The organism is Caballeronia zhejiangensis, assembly GCF_022879815.1.
Classification (GTDB): domain Bacteria; phylum Pseudomonadota; class Gammaproteobacteria; order Burkholderiales; family Burkholderiaceae; genus Caballeronia; species Caballeronia zhejiangensis.
In genome coordinates, this window is sequence record NZ_CP084285.1 from 1,020,930 (window position 1) to 1,037,992 (window position 17,063).

Here is a 17,063-nt window from a genome sequence, read left to right on the forward strand (position 1 = left end):
GGCCGCGCATGCCGACGATTGCCCTGATTGTCCTGACCGTTGTCGTGACGCTCGTCGTCGTGTTGGTGATCGCGAATCTGACGAGCGGCGAAAAGAAGATCGAGCACAGGATCGAACGGCTGTACGCGAGCGACGACCCGCAGTTTCTCCGTTCGATGGGCTTGCTGCTCGGTCCGCCCGTGGTCGGCGGCAACCGCTTCGAGGTGCTCGTGAACGGCGACGAGATTTTCCCGTCGATGCTCGAAGGCATTCGCGCGGCGCGAGAGACGATCACCTTCGAAACCTTCATCTACTGGTCGGGCGCGATCGGCGAGCAAATCGCGCAGGCGCTCTCCGACAAGGCTCGGGCGGGCGTATCGGTGCATGTGCTGCTCGACTGGGTCGGCACGTCGAAGATGGACAAGCGCTATCTGCGCATGCTGCGCGACGCGGGCGCGGAAGTGATCCAGTATCACAAGCCGCACTGGACCGGGCTCGGCCGCATGAACGACCGCACGCACCGCAAGCTGCTCGTAATCGACGGGCGCATCGGCTTCACGGGCGGCGTCGGCATTGCCGAGGAATGGACCGGACACGCGCAGGACGAGAAGCACTGGCGCGACACGCATTTTCGCGTCGAAGGCCCGGCCGTCGGGCAGATGCAGGCCGTGTTCATGGACAACTGGATCAAGACGACGGGCAACGTGCTGCACGGCCCGCGCTATTTTCCTGACATCGACGATGCGGGCGACGGCTTCGCGCACATGTTCAGCAGCTCGCCGTCCGGCGGCAGCGACGACATGCAGCTGATGTACCTCATGGCGATCACCGCGGCGACGCGTTCCATCCACTTGTCGAGCGCGTACTTCGTGCCGGACAAGCTGACGATCAACGCGATCGTCGAGGCGGCGCGGCGCGGCGTGCGGGTTCGCATCATCACGCCGGGCAAGCGCATCGACACGCATACGGTGCGCGAGGCATCGCGCGCGTGCTGGGGCGACCTGCTCGCGGCGGGCGTCGAAATGTTCGAATATCAGCCGACGATGTTCCACTGCAAGCTGATCGTCGTCGATGAGTACCTGGTGTCGGTCGGCTCGACGAATTTCGACAGCCGCTCCTTCAAGCTGAACGACGAAGCCAATCTGAACATCTACGACCGCGACTTCGCGCGCCAGCAAACGGCGATTTTCGATGACGACGTCGCCCGCGCGAAACGCATCACGTTCGAAGACTGGCGCCGCCGTTCGCTCACCGAGAAGCTGCTGGAGCGCGTGGCCGCGCTGCTCGATCCGCAGCTTTGACTTTCGCGCATTCCGTGTTGCGAATATTTCTCATCTTGGCCTAAAGATCGCCTGACGAAAGCCGATAAGACGCTCACGCAAACGGGTCTCTCGGTCTACGGCAATCATGCACGGCACCTATAACTTTTGGCTGGTCGCGGCATCGCTCGTAGTCGCCACGCTCGCTTCCTTTACTGCGCTCGATATCTCGGGCCGCATCGCATCGCTTGCGCAGTCGCGCACGCGGCACGTCTGGCTCGCGGGCGGTGCGGCGTCGATGGGCATCGGCATCTGGTCGATGCATTTCATCGGCGTACTCGCGTTCGAATTGCCTATCCCGCTCGGCTATGACCTGAAGATCACCGCCGGGTCGCTCGGCATCGCGGTGCTCGTGTCGTTCTTCGCGCTGCTCGTCATTACGAGCAGGCGTCTGACGATGAAGCGCCTCGTCGCGAGCAGTCTCTTGATGGGCGCGGGCATCGCGGCGATGCACTACACGGGCGATGCCGCGATGCGGATGCAGCCCGCGATCACGTACGATCCGCTGCTGTTCGCGGCGTCGATCGTGATTGCGGTGGTCGCATCGGGGGCGGCGTTGTGGATCGCCCATACGCTCTCGGATGCGAACCAGACGAACGTGCTCGCCAAGCGACTCGGGTCGGCGCTGGTGATGGGCCTCGCGATCACCGGCATGCACTACACGGGCAACGCGGCGGCGGAGTTTCTGCCGGGCTCGATCTGCGGCGCGGCCAACGACATCGACTCGCGCTGGCTCGCGACGACTGTCGTGCTATTCACGCTGACCATTCTGATTATCACGCTCGTGCTGTCGCGCTTCGATGCGCGCACGGCGCTGCTTGCAGGTTCGGTGTCGCGGCTGAACGGGCAGATCGTACGCATGGCGACCTTCGATACGCTGACGGACCTGCCGAACCGCCGCACGATGAACGAGCGCATCGATCGCGCGATCCGAAACGCGCGTCACAGCGACAGCCGTTTCGCGATTCTCTTCATGGACCTGGATGGCTTCAAGACGATCAACGACTCGTTGGGCCATACGGTCGGCGACGAAGTGCTGAAGGCATTCGCGCGACGTCTGCAGGAATGCGTGCGCGGCGGCGACACGGTGGCGCGTCTGGGCGGCGACGAGTTCGTCGTGATGCTCGAACACCTGCACGCGCCGACGGATGCCGAGAAGATGGCCGAACGCATCCTCGATACGATGAAAAAGGGACTCGTCGTCGGGAGTCATCCGTTGCAGGTGATGCCGAGCATCGGCATTGCGCTCTTTTCGCAGGATGGCGACAGCGTCGAATCGCTGCTCAAGCACGCGGACGTCGCGATGTACGAAGCGAAGCGCGGCGGGCGCAGCACCTATCGCTTCTTCGAGGCGAGCATGAACGAGGCGGCGGTGCGGACGCTGCAGATTCAGCAGGCGTTGCACGAGGCGCTGAATGGCGGCCATTTCTATCTTCTGTTTCAGCCGAAGTTCCGAGGCAAAAGCGGCGAACTGGCGGGCGCGGAAGCGTTGATCCGGCTGGATCATCCGGAGATCGGCACGTTGACGCCGCTCGAGTTCATCCCGATCGCGGAGCGTTCCGGACAGATCGTGCAGATCGGATACTGGGTCGTGCGCGAAACGTGCCGGCACATGTCGCGTTGGCGCGCGGAAGGGCGTCCGCCGGTGAAGGTGGCGATCAACCTGTCGCCGCGGCAGATGCACGAGGCGGATCTTGTCGCGAACATCATGACGATCGTGCGCGAGGAAGGCGTCGAGAGCGAGCAGATCATGTTCGAGATCACCGAGTCGGTGGCGATGCAGGACGCGCCGCGCACCATCGAGATGATTCGCGCGTTTCAGGAGAATGGTTTCGAGATCGCAATCGACGATTTCGGCACCGGATATTCGAGCCTCGCGTATTTGCAGCGGTTTCGCGCGAAGCAGTTGAAGATCGATCGGTTCTTCACGAACGGGCTGGATGAGAACGGGCAGGAGGGGCGCGCGATCGTATCGGCGATTATTGCGCTCGCGCATTCGCTCGATATGGATGTCGTGGCGGAAGGCGTCGAGACCGGGTCGCAGCTCGATCGCTTGCAGGACATGATGTGCGATGAGATGCAGGGGTTCTTGCTGGCGATGCCTTTGTCGGCGGATGCGTTTGGGGGGATGCTGGAGAAGGCTGCTGTCGGTGTTTGATTTTTGGTCGTGGAATCCTGTGAAATCAGGATTTCACGAAACGAGCCCGAGGGAAAGCCACACAAAAGACGCAAACACGAACCTCAATCCATCGCCGCATGCGCCACCGACTCCTCCGCCGCGGCCTTCTTCGCCGGCCGGATCAGCAGCAGCAACGGCACCACCAACAACGTCGCGACAAACATCAGCTTGAAGTCGTTGAGATAAGCAATCATCGAAGCCTGCTGCGTGATCGTTTGATTGAGCATCGCCATGTCCGTCATCGAGCCGCCGGACAGCATCGGCTGCATCGCCGGATTGAACGGCGTCACTTGCGCGGCGAGGTCCGCGTGGGCGACCTGCGTGTTGCGCGTCATCAGCGTCTGCACGATCGAAATACCGATACTGCTGCCGATATTGCGCATCAGGCTGTAAGTCGCGGTGCCATCCGCGCGCAACTCGGGCGTGAGCGTCGAAAACGTCAGCGCCGACAGCGGCACGAACACGAGTCCCAGCCCGAAGCCCTGAATCACGCCCGGCCAAACGATATCCGATGCCGACAGCACGATCGTGTAATGCATCATCTGCCAGAGCGCGAACGCCGAAATCAGAAATCCCGACAGCAGCAGGACACGCGCATCGATGTGCTTCAGCAGGCGTCCGGCGACGAGCATCGCGATCATCGTGCCCGCGCCGCTCGGCGCCGTGACGAGGCCTGTCGTCGCGACCGGATAGTTCATCAGGTTCTGCAACATCGGCGGCAACAGCGCGCGCGTCGCGTACATCACCGCGCCGATCACGAAGATGAAGCACGTTCCGGTCGCGAAGTTGCGGTCCTTCAGCAACTGATATTTGAAGAACGAGCGCGACCCGGCCGTCGCCGTATGCGCGATGAAGAACACGAAACTCAGCGCCGCGAGAATCGCCTCGATGCGGATTTCCATCGATCCGAACCAGTCGAGTTGTTCGCCGCGATCGAGCATCGCTTGGAACGCGCCGATCGCAAGGCCGAGCGTCGCGAAGCCGAACGCGTCGAACTTCACCGCGCGGCGCGCGATCTGCGCGGGCAGAAACGTCACTACGCCGAAGAGCGCGAACGCACCGATCGGCACGTTGATGAAAAAGACCCAGCGCCAGTTGTAGCTGTCCGTGAGCCAGCCACCGAGCGTCGGACCGAGAATCGGACCGACCATCACCCCCATGCCCCAGACGGCCATCGCCTGGCCCTGTTTCTCGCGTGGATTGATGTCGAGCAGGATCGATTGCGACAGCGGCACGAGCGACGCCCCGAACACGCCCTGCAACAGCCGCGACGCGACGATCTGCGTGAGCGTCTCCGACAGCCCGCAAAACGCCGACGCGACGGTGAAACCCGCAATCGAAATACACAGCAGCTTCTTCACGCTCAACTGGTCCGAGAGCCAGCCAGTGAGCGGCGTAGCGATCGCGGCGGCGACGATATACGAGGTCAGCACCCAGGTGATTTCGTCCTGGGACGCCGACAGCGTGCCCTGCATATGCGGCAGCGCGACGTTCGCGATGGTGCTGTCGAGCGTCTGGATCAGCGTGGCGAGCATGATCGAGACAGTCAGCATGCCGCGGTTCAATGGCGCTGCGGCGCGTTCCGTGGGGACTTCGAGGGACATGGACGTGGCCGCAAGGCGGCGGCTTTTGTAAGTACGATGATGATAAGCAGGCTTATTATAGAGCGGCCGCGATCTCGCGCAATGCGGTCAATTACCGGGTGTACACGAGATGCGCGCATCGAAAGGCGTTACATATAATCGCGCGATGGAAACCCAACTCGACAAACGCTTCGGCTTTCTGGTCGCGGACGTGGACCGCCTGTGCGGCAACCGCTTCGACGTGCTGGCGAAGTCATCGCTCAATCTGACGCGCGCGCAATGCCGCGTGCTCGCGTATCTCTCGCATTACGGCGAGGTCAATCAGGCGCGGCTCGCCGAGCTGCTGGAAGTCGCGCCGATTTCCGCCGGCCGTCTGCTCGATCGCATGGAAGAGGGCGGCTGGATCGAGCGCCGCCCGAATCCCGACGATCGTCGCGAGCGTCAGGTTCGCATGACCGCGAAGGCGGAGAAGGCGCTCGACCGCGCGCGGCGCGTCGGCGACGAGATCGCAGCAGAAGCGCTCGCGGGCTTCAGCCGGCAGGAAAGCGAGCAATTGATCGCGCTTCTGCAACGCGTGCGCGGCAATCTGAGCCGTATCGTCGATCGGTGATTCATCCGCGCTTGGATCGCCGATTGCTTTAACGTTGTCCGCAAGCGTCGTTGTCCAGCGCCGCCATCCATCCGGAGAAGATCGATCATGAACAAACGCACCGCACCGTTGGCCGTCCTCGCGCTGTCCGTCGCCGCTTTCGTCTCGATGCCCATCGCGCAGGCGCAAGACACGGCCGCATCCACGCCGAAGCAGATCAAGAAAGCCCAGCGAAAGGAAGCGCGCGCGAAGAAGAACGCCGAGCTGAAGCAACTCGAGCAGAACGGCTACAACCCCGCTGGCGAGCAGACCAACTATCCGCAGAATCTGCAAAACGCGCAGTCGAAGATCAATGCGCAGAAGGCGGGCAAGCCGGCGCCCGCATCGACGCCGTAATCGGACGCTTGTTCCGGGACGACGCGGAAAACGCCATCCGCGTCATTAAGGCAGTCGATACGACGAGATCGCGTTGATCGCAAAGCGCGCGACGCATGATGCGGCAATCGCGTGATGTCCGGGCTCGACGCCGACGGCGGGATACGGCAGTATCTCGGCATCAGGCGCAAGTTCCAGATATGCGACGAAGAGCCGGAATACGGCCGATGTATCGGGGAGGCCACGCATGCGATGGCGGTCATGGCTGTTGATCTTCGCCCTGTGCGACGCACACGCGGCATCGCGCTACTACGCGCCCGTGACGTTTTATCCGCACGACGCGGTGCGGGTATCGCGTTTCGCATCGAAGACCGGGGCGATGCAGGTGCCTTACGGCGCAGGCGCGAAAGTCGAGGAAGGCGACTTCTATATCGTTTCGAATGCAACTTTCAAGGCGCTGACCGCGCAAGTGCAACGCGATGGCACGATCGCGCTCGTGCAGTCCGAGTGGACGCCCGAACGCGCCGCGAGCCAGATCTGGACCATCGACAAGGAAGGCAGCGGCTTTCGTCTTTACTCGAAGCTATATGGACGTTACGTGACGCTCGGCGCGCGTGTCGAGCTCGAAGCGCCATCGGGCGATGCGCGGCAGAACTGGAGCATCGAAGCCGATGCGAACGTCGTGACCATCGCGGCCACCGGCACGAAGACGGGACTCGTCGTCGGGCATCATGCGTTGCGCGACGGTGCGTCCGTCGAAGTCAGTGCGCAGGCCGGACAGTGGCGTCTGTACAAGACCGGAAGCGATGGCGGCGATCATGCGTATCGCACGCTCGATGCTTCGGCGCGCTCGACTTACGACAACATCGGCAGGCGCTATCACTTGAGCGCGTATGCACCCGATGCGATCGAGGCCGAACGGCTCGGCGGTTTTCGCTGGACTGACTATCATCCGTCGGGGCTGTATGTGTCGAAGGGCGAAACCGTCGTGATCGATGTGAACGGTCTCGCCGACGATGGTCCCGATGGCCTCATCGTCATGGTCGGCAACAAGAACGGCTTCTATCGGCGGCAAGCCGCGGGCGATCCGCAAACGATCCTCGCGACCGAAGGACGCAACGCGTTCGTCGCATCGCGCGATGGCTTGCTCTACTTCGAATACATCGACAGCGGATACAACGAGCGGCCACGTACGTCGATCGATGTCATCGTGCGCGAAGGCGGCAAGCCGGTGCCGTTCTATGTCGAAGGTGCGACGACGCCCGCCGAATGGCGCGCGATGCTGCAGCGTCATGCGGATGCGCCGCTCGTCGAGATGGTCGGCAAGCGCACGATGTTCACCGTCGCGCGCGCCATGTACGACAAGTCGGGCGCAGCGGATCCGGCCGCATTGCTCGATTATGTCGAGCGCATCATGGGCTATCACGACGAACTGTCCGGACTCGATGGCACGGAAGCACTCGATGCGCCGTCGCCGTTGCGCGTGCATTTCGTGCAGGACGCGATTTCGACCCACGCCGAGTTGCAGAACACGTATCTCTACGCGACGTACTACATGATCGGCCTGCCGCTCAATAGCGCGGCCGAGACCTTGCTCAAGCCCGCGAAAGCCGACGAATGGGGCGTATGGCACGAGATGGGACACATGTATCAGCAATGGGACTGGACATGGCCGGGCGTGACGGAGACGACGGTGAACGTCTATTCGCTGCATGCGCTGGAACGCCTCGGCACGCCGATGCCTTCGCCGCTGCTGCAAGTCGTCGATGCGCGCGGCAAGAAGAATCGCATCGATCTCGCGGCGCAGTATTTCGCGCAGCCGTCACGCAATTTTCTCGACGATGCGTCGTTTCCGATGCCATCGGAAGCGCTCTGGATCAGGCTCGTCATGTACGAGCAGTTGCGCCGCGCACTCGGCAACGGCTTCTATGCGCGGCTGCACAAGCTGTATCGGCGGCATCCGCTGACGGAGGATGAAGGCGGCGACCAGAACGAAGTGCAACGCTTCGTGCTGCGTGCGTGCATGGCGGCCAATCTCGATCTGACGGATTTCTTCGAGCGATGGGGACTGCCGGTCGATGCTGGCACGCGTGCGGCGATTGCCGGGCTGAAGCTGAGCGCGCCGAAGACCGATTTGACGCGCACGCGGATTTAAGGCAAAAAAACGCCGACGCATGCACGCGTCGGCGAAGTCCTGGCTTTTACGAGGGCTGCCAGAAACGCTTCAGTTCCTCATGCTGCATCCGCGAGCCGAATGGTCTGCTGTTCTTTGCGCCGCGTCCCCGGCCGGCCGATGAGCGCGCCCGGCACATTACCGATGCCGAACGCGGGTCGCGCGAGAAAGAAACCCTGCGCGAGCACGTGCGGCCACTGCGCAATCCATTGCGCCTGCGCGGCCGTTTCCACACCTTCGACGACGATCGCCACCTTCAGCCGCGTAAGAAGCGTGAGCACCGACGAAAAGACCAGACACGCGTTCGGGCAGCGCGGCGCTTCGGCGAGCAGTTCCTTCGCGATCTTGACGGTGCCGAAGTCGATCGGTCCGAGCGCGGCGAGACATGAATAGCCGGTGCCGAAATCGTCCATCGCGACGCTCACGCCCTTGTTCTTGAGACGCCGCACGACCTTGCGCATCGCCGGCATGCGCGCGAGATCCTCGCTTTCCAGCAGTTCGAGTTCGATGCAATCGGGCGTGATGTCGTGCGCGCGGCAAATCGATTCCATCCGCTCGGCGAAGCCCGGCAACGCCGCGACCGATGGCGGGACGTTCACGGCGACCGAATAGTGTGCGCCGCCACTTTCGCGCCACTCGCCAATTTCGGACGCGACCGCGTCCAGCACGAACCATGTCAGTTCGCGCATGATGTCGGCGTCCTTGAACGCCTCGCTGAATGCGCCTGGCAGCAATACGCCGTATTCCGGATGACGCCAGCGAATGAGCGCTTCCATTTGCGCGAGTTCGCCGCCGTGGACTCGGTAGATTCCCTGATAGGCGATGCAGAATTCTCCGGCCTTTAGGCCTTCGAGTATGCGATGCCTGAATGCATGATCTGACTCCGGCGCGGCTTTCGCGACAGGCGAGCCGTGTGTCGTTCTTTTCATGCTCTAGCCATCCCTCCCAGTTGGTCGTGGAAGCGGTTGCACGAGTCGTGCCAGAAACTATGATCGCGCGTCGTCCAATCCAAGTAAATTCGGTGAGCCCCTTGGAGACAACGTTTGCCTCTTAAGGGGAGCGTTTGCGCTTGCGTGTGGACGCATCGTTCAGCCATCCCTAGTCACGTACGCAACCGTAACGCGTGATGGTCTGTGTGGGCTGGCGCACATAACGCAAGCACATATTGCGCTGCATCGGCATGGCGTTTTGCAGTTTTGTATATAGCGATTCCGGAACATTTGTAATCCCGACTAGTGCCGGCGCCGGGAAAATGATCGCTGCGAACGGCGGCGCGCACCAAAAATGGGACACGCGGCGCTTCCGCACAGGCGACCGCCGGTCGATGAGCATGGGTATGCCGCTGTCTTCGCTTACGACAGTCTTTCCGCGACGTCGACCGTCAGGCGGTCGCGGTTTCGGCGACAGGGCGCATGCGTTCCAGCGCGCTGCCATCCTCGCGGAACAGATGCACATGGCGAATGCTGAAGCCCGCGTTCAGGCGCTGTCCTTCGACGGCCGTCGATTCGCCCGAGCCTTTCACCTGAATCACGAGTTCGTTCGGCAAACGGACATGCAGCAGCGTCTCGCCGCCGAGATGCTCGATCACCATGACTTCGCCTGCAAGGCCGCTGTCGATATCGCCGCCGCCCGATTCGACGAAATGCTCGGGCCGGATGCCAAGCGTAAGCGTCTCGCCCGCGTGCACGGACGAAGCCGCGAACGGCAGCGTCAACGACTCGCCGCCCGGCAATTCGATGGTGACGCCCATAGCATCCACGCGCATCACGCGCACATCCATGAAGTTCATTTTCGGCGAGCCGATGAAACCCGCGACGAAGCGATTGTGCGGCGTGCGATACAGCTCCAGCGGCGAGCCGATCTGTTCGACGCGTCCATGATTCAGCACGACGATGCGATCGGCCATCGTCATCGCTTCGGTCTGATCGTGCGTGACGTAGATCATCGTCGCATTGAGCTGCTTGTGCAGCTTGATGAGTTCGAGGCGCATCTGCACGCGCAATGCGGCGTCGAGATTGGAGAGCGGCTCGTCGAAGAGAAAGACTTTCGGCTCGCGTACGATGGACCGGCCGATCGCCACGCGCTGACGCTGCCCGCCCGACAGCGCGCGCGGACGCCGTTCGAGCAACTGGCCGATCTGCAAGATCTCGGCCGCGCGATGCACGCGTTCCTTGATCTGCGCTTCGGGCAACTTGAGCATGCGCAAACCGAACGCGATGTTCTCGTACACCGACATGTGCGGATAAAGCGCATACGACTGAAACACCATCGCGACGCCGCGTTGCGAAGGCTCGAGTTCGGTGACGTCCTCGCCGCCAATCAGTACTTGCCCTGAGTCGCAGCGTTCGAGTCCGGCGATGGTGCGAAGCAAGGTCGACTTTCCGCATCCCGAAGGACCGACGAAAACCATGAACTCGCGATCGGTCACTTCTATGTCGACGCCCTTCAGCACGTCGACGCCAGCGAATGCCTTGCCGATCTGCTGCAAATGAACTGCGCTCATGCGTTGTCTCCCGTTTGCTGCTGCGGCAGCGCAGCATCCGATGCGTCGTCGAATTTGTTCTTGACAAGCTGTTCGCGCCAAAATATACAATTGTAAAACCGAAATTACAAGTGAAACGACGCGCACCAGGGATCACGAAGGAACGCACCAGAGAAGCCGTATCCGCTCGAAAAATACCAAGGAGACAGGCATGAAGAAGCGCTTCATTCCGGCCATGCAAGCCGGTCCGATCAAACACGCCGCGGCAGTCGCGCTCCTCACGGCGAGCGCGGCGTTCGCAACATCGAACGCGCAGGCCTGGACTCTGAAGGAAGCGGCGCAGCCGTATTCGGGCACCACGATCAAGGCCATCTTTCTCGATCGTCCCGGCTACAAGGCCGCGCAGCAACTCATTCCGCAGTTCGAAAAGGAAACGGGCATCAAGGTGCGCTGGGAAGTGATTCCCTATGAGAATACGCGCGAAAAGGAAGTGCTCAACTTCGTCGGCGGCGGCGACCAGGACATCGTGCTCGTGGACGTCGTGTGGATCGGCGAATTCGCGAGCAACAAGTGGCTCGTGCCGATCAAGAAGTTCACCGACGATCCGAAGCTCGCGGATCCGAATCTCAACCTGAAGGGCTTCTTTCCGATCCTGCTCGATTCGTTCGGCTCGTGGGACAAGGTCACCTACGGCCTGCCGTTCGATAACTACTCGGGCCTGATGTTCTACAACAAGTGCATGTTGAAGGACGCGGGCTTCGACGAGCCGCCGAAGACCTGGGACGACTTGCTCAACACCTACGCGCCGAAGCTCACGAAGGGCGACAAGTTCGCGTTCGCGCTGCAATCGCGGCGAGGCGAAACGCAGTCGGCCGATAGCTTCATGCGCGTGCTGTGGCCGAACGGCGGGTCGCTTCTCGATGCGAAGTTCAAGTCGAATCTGATGTCGCCGCAATCGCAGGCGGGCCTCGAATATCGGCAGAAGCTGATGAAGTACATGCCGCCGGGCATCGTCGACTTCGATCACGCCGAAGCGGTCAACGCGCTTGCGCAAGGACAGGTCGCGATGATTACCGAATGGTCCGCGTTCTATCCGACGCTCACCGATCCGAGCAAGTCGAAGATCGGCAACTGTCTCGCGATCACGACCGAACCGAAGGGACCGGCCGGACTTAAGCCCGCGCTCGGCGGCTTCTCGCTTGCAGTGAACGCGAAGTCGAATGCGAAGAAGCAGGCCGCGTCGTGGCTCTTCATTCAATGGATCACGTCCGAAGCCATGGCGAAGCCTTATCTCGAAGCGGGCGGCGTGCCGGCGCGCATGGCGATCTATGAGGACAAGGCCGTGCAGGACAAGTATCCGTTCGTGAAGCCGATGGTCGAATCGTGGCAGGGCGGCGTGCCGGATTATCGTCCGCGCTTCCCGGAGTGGCCGGCGATTTCAGAAGTTATCGGCGAATGGGGCAGCAAGATGATGCTCGGCCAGGTGACGGTGAAGGAGGGCGCGCAGACCATCGGTCAGAAGACCGAGGACATCCTGAAGAAAGCGGGCTATTACGACGGCAAGAAGCCTTTGCTGAAGTAATTCTGTTCACGGGACCGGAGGCGATCGAATGGCATCACCTGTAATGCATGCGCGCGGACCGCGCAAGCCCGCGCGCTACTTCGGCGTCCTGCCGCGTTCGCCCGCCTTCTGGTTCCTGATACCCGCGATCGCGGCGCTCGCGATCATCGGCATCTATCCGCTACTGCTTGCGCTCTATAACTCGTTTCATCAATACAAGCTCGCGGACCTGGCCTCGGGCACGCCGTTCGTCGGCGTCGATAACTACATCGCGACGCTGACCGATCCGACCTTCTGGGAAGCGCTCGGACGCACGGCATTGTTCCTGTGCGTGACCTTGCCGATCGAAGTCGCGCTCGGGCTCTTTGCAGCGCTGCTGTTGCATCGCACGGAGCTGCCGTGGATGCGCGCGGCGGCGCGCGTGAGTCTCGTCATTCCGATGGCGACGACGTATGCGGTGGTCGGGCTCATCGGCCGCCTGATATTCAATCGGCAGTTCGGCGTGGCGAACTATCTGACAGGTCTCATCGGCATTCCGCCGCAGGACTGGCTTGCGGACCCGACGCTCGCGTTCGTCTCCGTGATGATCATGGATATCTGGCAATGGACGCCCTTCTGCGCGCTGATCCTGCTTGCCGGGCTTTCGATGGTGCCGAAGGAAGCCGAAGAAGCAGCGCGCCTCGAAACGCCGAAGTGGAGCATGATTTTGTGGCACCTGCAGCGTCCGTATCTTCTTCCGGGTCTCACTGCGATTCTGATTCTTCGTTCCGCCGATATGCTGAAGATGTTCGACGCCGTCTTCACGATGACGCGCGGCGGGCCCGGCGCCGCGACGGAATTCATCAGCGTCTATATCCAGCGCGTCGGCTTTCGTCTCTTCGATCAGGGCATGGCTTCCGCACAGGCGATCATCCTGCTCATTCTGACGATCGTGCTGTCGCGTCTCTATATTCGCTTCGTGTATCGGGAGGCCGCGTGAGTTCGATAGGCATGCAAGGCACGCAACGCGCAAAGCGCGCACGCGCGGCAAGAAAACGCGCTACTGTATGGCACTTTCTGGGCCTCGTCGTAGTGTTCATGTCGTCGGTGTTTCCGTTCTACTGGATGGTCACGACGAGCCTCAAGAGTCAGGCCGATGCGCTCGCGTATCCGCCGAAATGGCTGTTCTCGCCGACGTTTCATCACTACTCGGCAGCACTGTTCGAACATGACGTCGCGAGCAGTTTGCTGAACTCGCTCATCATCGCGAGCAGCACGACCGTCCTCGCTATCCTGCTTGGCACGCCAGCCGCTTATGCGCTCGCGCGCTACGAATTTCGCGGCAAGGAAGACCTCTGGTTCTGGTTCATCTCGAACCGCATGGTGAGCCCCGTCGTGCTCGCGGTGCCGTTCTTTCTGATCGCGACGAAGCTCGATCTCGTCGATACGCATATCGTGCTGATCCTGCTGTATCTGACGTTCTCGCTGCCCATCGTCGTATGGATCTGCACGGACCAGTTCCGCAACATTCCCGTCGAGCTCGACGAAGCCGCGCGTCTCGATGGCGCATCGCCGTGGCGCGTGTTCTGGCGCATCAATCTGCCGCTCGCGATGCCGGGCATCGTCGTATCGGCGATCTTCGCGTTCATCTTCTCGTGGAACGATCTGCTCTATGCGCTCGTGCTCACGCGCAGCGACGCGATTACCTCGCCGGTTGCGGCAACGAGCTACATGAGCGGTTATGAATTGCCCTGGGGCGAGATCATGGCGACGGGCACGCTGATCGTGCTGCCCATGGTCGTGTTCGCGCTGGCCGTGTCCGGGCGATTGGTGCAAGGGCTCACGATGGGCGCGGTGAAATAAAATCGCGCGGCCTTTCATTGAACAACAGGACAACATGAGCAAGAGCGCACCGCCCATCGCCATCGCGGAAGCGGACGATTCCATCGATTCGGAAGAAGAACTGCAGGCGCGCGTCGCGTGGCATTACTACGTCGGCAATCTGACGCAGCAGGAAATCGCGCAGCGGATCGGAAGCAATCGCGTGCGCGTGAACCGGCTGCTTGCGGCGAGCCGCGAGTCCGGCCTCGTGCAGATCACGATCAATAGCAAGATCGTGCCATGCGTCGCGCTGGAAGAAGCGCTCGCGAAACGCTTCGGCCTCGAATGCGCGGTGGTCGTGCCGAGCGGCGCGAACAACGAGGCGAACAATGCGGCGCTCGGCATCGGCGCGGCGTCGTACTTCGCGAGGCAGATAGTTGCAGGGCAAACTATCGGCCTCGGCTGGGGCCGCACGATCCGCGCCGTGTTGCGCGCGCTGCCGCAGCGCACGTACGGCGCGGTGTCGGCGGTGTCGCTGCAGGGCGGGCTGTCGCATTGCCCGAGTATCAATACGTTCGATATCGTGTCGGACTTCGCGAACATCTGCCGCGCCGACAGTTATCTGTTCGCCGCGCCGATCTACGTGAGCAGCCAGAAAGCGCGCGACGTGATCCTGCAGGAAGAAACCGTGCGCGAGACCTATGAACTCGCGCGCAGTGCCGATCTCGCCTTGCTGACGTGCGGCGATCTGACGGAATCGCTCGTCGTGACATACGGCATCGACAATCCGGAGCAATTGCGCACGTTGCAGAAGGCGGGCGCGGTCGGCGACATGCTCGGCCACTTCATGGATGAAGACGGGGAGCTGATCGATCATCCGTTGAATCGACGCACCGTTGCGATCACGCTGGACGACCTGCGCAAGATCAAACGCGTGATTCTCGTGAGCGGCGGCAAGAAGAAATTTCATGTCACGCGCGCGGCATTGCGCGGGCGTTATCCATCCGTGCTCGTGACCGACGAGGACACCGCAAGACGCCTGTGCGACGAGCCCTGAAGACGACACCATGACGACCATCGACAGAAATCGCGAATTCGCGGGCAAGACCGTGCTCGTCACGGGGGCGGGCAAGGGCATCGGTCATGCAACGGTTCATCTGCTGATCGAGCGTGGCGCGCGTGTCATTGCATTGAGCCGCAGCGCAGCCGATCTCGATCTGCTGAAGAAGGAGACGGGTTGCGAGATCATTGCCGCCGATCTCGCCGATGCCGACGCCGCACGCGAAGCGGCGCGCGCCGTTCAGCCCGTCGATCTGCTCGTGAACAACGCGGGCATCGCGGTGTTGGAGCCGTTTCTCGATACGACCGTCGAAGCCTTCGATCTGACGATGAACGTCAACGTGCGCGCAGCGATGATCGTCGCGCAAGAGTGCGCGAAGAACATGATCGCGCGTGGCGCGGGCGGTTCGATCGTGAACGTATCGAGCCTGTCGGCGAATGTGGGCTTCGCGCTGCACGCGTCGTATTGCGCATCGAAAGGCGGACTCGACGCGATGACGCGCGTCATGGCCAACGAGCTCGGCCCGCACGGCATACGCGTGAACGCGGTGCTCCCGACCGTCACGATGACCCCGATGGGTGAAAGAGCGTGGAGCGATCCCGCAAAATCCGAACCGATGCTTGCGCGCATTCCGATGAACCGCTTCGTGGAGCCGGTGGAAGTCGCGCGCACGATTGCCTATCTGCTTTCCGACGATTCGAGCATGGTCAGCGGCGTGAGCCTGTTGGTCGATGGCGGATTTCAGGCGCGCTGAGATTAGCTTCGCGATTCAATCAACGACACCGGAGACTTGTAATGGCCGATTCACAGATGACCGCGATCGTATGCCGCGCGCCGAAAGACTATCGCGTCGAACGCGTGCAACGCCCGAGCGCGGCGAGAAACGAACTCGTGATCCGCATTGCGGCATGCGGCATTTGCGCGAGCGATTGCAAATGCTGGTCGGGCGCGAAGATGTTCTGGGGCGGCCCGAATCCGTGGGTCAAGGCGCCGGTCATTCCGGGACACGAGTTCTTCGGTTATGTCGAAGAACTGGGCGAGGGCGCGGAAGAACATTTTGGCGTGAAGAAGGGCGATCGCGTGATTGCCGAGCAAATCGTGCCTTGTGCGAAATGCCGCTATTGCAAGTCGGGCGAGTACTGGATGTGCGAAGTGCATAACATCTTCGGCTTCCAGCGCGAAGTCGCCGATGGCGGCATGGCCGAATACATGCGCTTTCCGCCGACGGCGATCGTGCATAAGATTCCGGACGGCATTTCACTGGAAGATGCGGCGATCATCGAGCCGCTTGCGTGCGCGATCCATACGGTAAATCGCGGCGATATCCAGTTGAGCGATGTCGTTGTGATCGCGGGCGCGGGGCCACTCGGTCTGATGATGACGCAAGTCGCGCATCTGAAGACGCCGAAGAAGCTCGTCGTGATCGATCTCGTCGAAGAGCGGCTCGCGTTGGCGCGCGAGTACGGCGCGGACATCACGATCAACCCGAAGACCGACGATGCGCTCGAAACGATTCGCGCGATCACCGATCGCTATGGCTGCGACGTATATATCGAAACGACCGGCGTTCCTGCGGGCGTTACGCAAGGACTGGAGCTGATTCGCAAGCTCGGCCGCTTCGTCGAGTTCTCCGTGTTCGGCGCGGATACAACCGTCGACTGGTCGATCATCGGGGATCGCAAGGAGCTCGACGTGCGCGGCGCGCATCTCGGACCGTATTGCTATCCGATCGCGATCGATCTGCTCGCGCGCGGACTCGTCACGTCGAAGGGCATCGTCACGCATGGCTTCACGCTCGACGAGTGGGACGAAGCCATCAGGATCGCGAATTCGCTCGATTCGATCAAGGTGCTGCTCAAGCCGTAACGACTGCCGGCGTGCGCGTCGCGATTCCGATGCATGCGTTCGCGCCGGAGACGTTCGAGTCGTTCAGGATCTGATGATGTGAAACCCATGCGCCATG

Annotated in this window: 15 protein-coding genes; 11 read left to right on the top strand and 4 right to left on the bottom strand. The window is 61.7% G+C overall.

The window, feature by feature from the left end:
- Window positions 1-8: 8 nt before the first annotated feature.
- Both cls and LDZ23_RS25830 read left to right on the top strand, forming a co-directional pair.
- Window positions 9-1,280 (top strand): cardiolipin synthase, encoded by a 1,272-nt coding sequence (gene cls, locus LDZ23_RS25825; protein WP_008347754.1) that lies wholly within the window; start codon window positions 9-11, stop codon window positions 1,278-1,280.
- Window positions 1,281-1,386: 106 nt separating this feature from the next.
- On the top strand, window positions 1,387-3,456 hold the full coding sequence (locus LDZ23_RS25830) for a putative bifunctional diguanylate cyclase/phosphodiesterase (RefSeq protein ID WP_008347756.1): 2,070 nt from the start codon (window positions 1,387-1,389) through the stop codon (window positions 3,454-3,456).
- A gap of 83 nt (window positions 3,457-3,539) precedes the next feature.
- Here the strand turns inward: LDZ23_RS25830 and LDZ23_RS25835 are convergent, their stop codons facing one another.
- Window positions 3,540-5,081 carry a DHA2 family efflux MFS transporter permease subunit gene (locus tag LDZ23_RS25835; RefSeq protein ID WP_033536180.1) on the bottom strand — a complete coding sequence of 514 codons (1,542 nt, stop codon included), beginning with the start codon at window positions 5,079-5,081 and terminating at the stop codon, window positions 3,540-3,542.
- A gap of 145 nt (window positions 5,082-5,226) precedes the next feature.
- On the opposite strand from LDZ23_RS25835, the gene LDZ23_RS25840 reads away from it, so the two are divergent.
- Window positions 5,227-5,670 carry a MarR family winged helix-turn-helix transcriptional regulator gene (locus tag LDZ23_RS25840; protein WP_008347760.1) on the top strand — a complete coding sequence of 148 codons (444 nt, stop codon included), beginning with the start codon at window positions 5,227-5,229 and terminating at the stop codon, window positions 5,668-5,670.
- Window positions 5,671-5,757: 87 nt separating this feature from the next.
- On the top strand, window positions 5,758-6,045 hold the full coding sequence (locus tag LDZ23_RS25845; protein ID WP_008347763.1) for a DUF4148 domain-containing protein: 288 nt from the start codon (window positions 5,758-5,760) through the stop codon (window positions 6,043-6,045).
- A 45-nt stretch (window positions 6,046-6,090) separates the two neighbouring features.
- On the opposite strand, the gene LDZ23_RS25850 is transcribed toward LDZ23_RS25845, so the two are convergent.
- On the bottom strand, window positions 6,091-6,273 hold the full coding sequence (locus tag LDZ23_RS25850) for a hypothetical protein (protein ID WP_008347765.1): 183 nt from the start codon (window positions 6,271-6,273) through the stop codon (window positions 6,091-6,093).
- Here LDZ23_RS25850 and LDZ23_RS25855 point away from each other — a divergent pair.
- Window positions 6,272-8,179 (top strand): M60 family metallopeptidase, encoded by a 1,908-nt coding sequence (locus tag LDZ23_RS25855; RefSeq protein WP_008347767.1) that lies wholly within the window; start codon window positions 6,272-6,274, stop codon window positions 8,177-8,179. The two genes, LDZ23_RS25850 and LDZ23_RS25855, sit on opposite strands and share 2 nt — an antisense overlap.
- Before the next feature lie 77 nt (window positions 8,180-8,256).
- On the opposite strand, the gene LDZ23_RS25860 is transcribed toward LDZ23_RS25855, so the two are convergent.
- Together LDZ23_RS25860 and LDZ23_RS25865 are read right to left on the bottom strand one after the other, a co-directional pair.
- Window positions 8,257-9,126: an EAL domain-containing protein gene (locus LDZ23_RS25860; protein WP_008347768.1), complete on the bottom strand. Its 870-nt coding sequence runs from the start codon at window positions 9,124-9,126 to the stop codon at window positions 8,257-8,259.
- A 452-nt stretch (window positions 9,127-9,578) separates the two neighbouring features.
- A complete protein-coding gene (locus LDZ23_RS25865) occupies window positions 9,579-10,700 on the bottom strand; it encodes an ABC transporter ATP-binding protein (protein WP_008347770.1) in 1,122 nt (373 codons plus the stop codon).
- 190 nt (window positions 10,701-10,890) lie between these two features.
- On the opposite strand from LDZ23_RS25865, the gene LDZ23_RS25870 reads away from it, so the two are divergent.
- The 6 genes from LDZ23_RS25870 to LDZ23_RS25895 are packed head-to-tail and all read left to right on the top strand — an operon-like array spanning window position 10,891 to window position 16,966.
- A complete protein-coding gene (locus LDZ23_RS25870) occupies window positions 10,891-12,261 on the top strand; it encodes an ABC transporter substrate-binding protein (RefSeq protein WP_008347772.1) in 1,371 nt (456 codons plus the stop codon).
- 43 nt (window positions 12,262-12,304) lie between these two features.
- Window positions 12,305-13,219: a carbohydrate ABC transporter permease gene (locus LDZ23_RS25875; RefSeq protein WP_008347774.1), complete on the top strand. Its 915-nt coding sequence runs from the start codon at window positions 12,305-12,307 to the stop codon at window positions 13,217-13,219.
- 11 nt (window positions 13,220-13,230) lie between these two features.
- Window positions 13,231-14,082, top strand: a complete 852-nt coding sequence (locus tag LDZ23_RS25880) for a carbohydrate ABC transporter permease (protein WP_008347776.1) — start codon at window positions 13,231-13,233, stop codon at window positions 14,080-14,082.
- A 34-nt stretch (window positions 14,083-14,116) separates the two neighbouring features.
- Window positions 14,117-15,097: a sugar-binding transcriptional regulator gene (locus LDZ23_RS25885; protein WP_008347778.1), complete on the top strand. Its 981-nt coding sequence runs from the start codon at window positions 14,117-14,119 to the stop codon at window positions 15,095-15,097.
- 10 nt (window positions 15,098-15,107) lie between these two features.
- Complete coding sequence (locus tag LDZ23_RS25890) at window positions 15,108-15,854, top strand: SDR family oxidoreductase (protein ID WP_008347780.1); 747 nt, start codon at window positions 15,108-15,110, stop codon at window positions 15,852-15,854.
- Window positions 15,855-15,895: 41 nt separating this feature from the next.
- Entirely contained in the window at window positions 15,896-16,966 is a 1,071-nt protein-coding gene (locus LDZ23_RS25895) for an erythritol/L-threitol dehydrogenase (RefSeq protein WP_008347782.1), read from the top strand.
- Window positions 16,967-17,063: the final 97 nt, after the last annotated feature.

Bases quoted from the DNA above. Each gene is read 5' to 3' on its own strand.
- cls (WP_008347754.1), top strand. From the start codon at position 9: ATGCCGACGATTGCCCTGATTGTCCTGACCGTTGTCGTGACGCTCGTC.
- LDZ23_RS25830 (WP_008347756.1), top strand. From the start codon at position 1,387: ATGCACGGCACCTATAACTTTTGGCTGGTCGCGGCATCGCTCGTAGTC.
- LDZ23_RS25835 (WP_033536180.1), bottom strand. From the start codon at position 5,081: ATGTCCCTCGAAGTCCCCACGGAACGCGCCGCAGCGCCATTGAACCGC.
- LDZ23_RS25840 (WP_008347760.1), top strand. From the start codon at position 5,227: ATGGAAACCCAACTCGACAAACGCTTCGGCTTTCTGGTCGCGGACGTG.
- LDZ23_RS25845 (WP_008347763.1), top strand. From the start codon at position 5,758: ATGAACAAACGCACCGCACCGTTGGCCGTCCTCGCGCTGTCCGTCGCC.
- LDZ23_RS25855 (WP_008347767.1), top strand. From the start codon at position 6,272: ATGCGATGGCGGTCATGGCTGTTGATCTTCGCCCTGTGCGACGCACAC.
- LDZ23_RS25850 (WP_008347765.1), bottom strand. From the start codon at position 6,273: ATGCGTGGCCTCCCCGATACATCGGCCGTATTCCGGCTCTTCGTCGCA.
- LDZ23_RS25860 (WP_008347768.1), bottom strand. From the start codon at position 9,126: ATGAAAAGAACGACACACGGCTCGCCTGTCGCGAAAGCCGCGCCGGAG.
- LDZ23_RS25865 (WP_008347770.1), bottom strand. From the start codon at position 10,700: ATGAGCGCAGTTCATTTGCAGCAGATCGGCAAGGCATTCGCTGGCGTC.
- LDZ23_RS25870 (WP_008347772.1), top strand. From the start codon at position 10,891: ATGAAGAAGCGCTTCATTCCGGCCATGCAAGCCGGTCCGATCAAACAC.
- LDZ23_RS25875 (WP_008347774.1), top strand. From the start codon at position 12,305: ATGCATGCGCGCGGACCGCGCAAGCCCGCGCGCTACTTCGGCGTCCTG.
- LDZ23_RS25880 (WP_008347776.1), top strand. From the start codon at position 13,231: ATGCAAGGCACGCAACGCGCAAAGCGCGCACGCGCGGCAAGAAAACGC.
- LDZ23_RS25885 (WP_008347778.1), top strand. From the start codon at position 14,117: ATGAGCAAGAGCGCACCGCCCATCGCCATCGCGGAAGCGGACGATTCC.
- LDZ23_RS25890 (WP_008347780.1), top strand. From the start codon at position 15,108: ATGACGACCATCGACAGAAATCGCGAATTCGCGGGCAAGACCGTGCTC.
- LDZ23_RS25895 (WP_008347782.1), top strand. From the start codon at position 15,896: ATGGCCGATTCACAGATGACCGCGATCGTATGCCGCGCGCCGAAAGAC.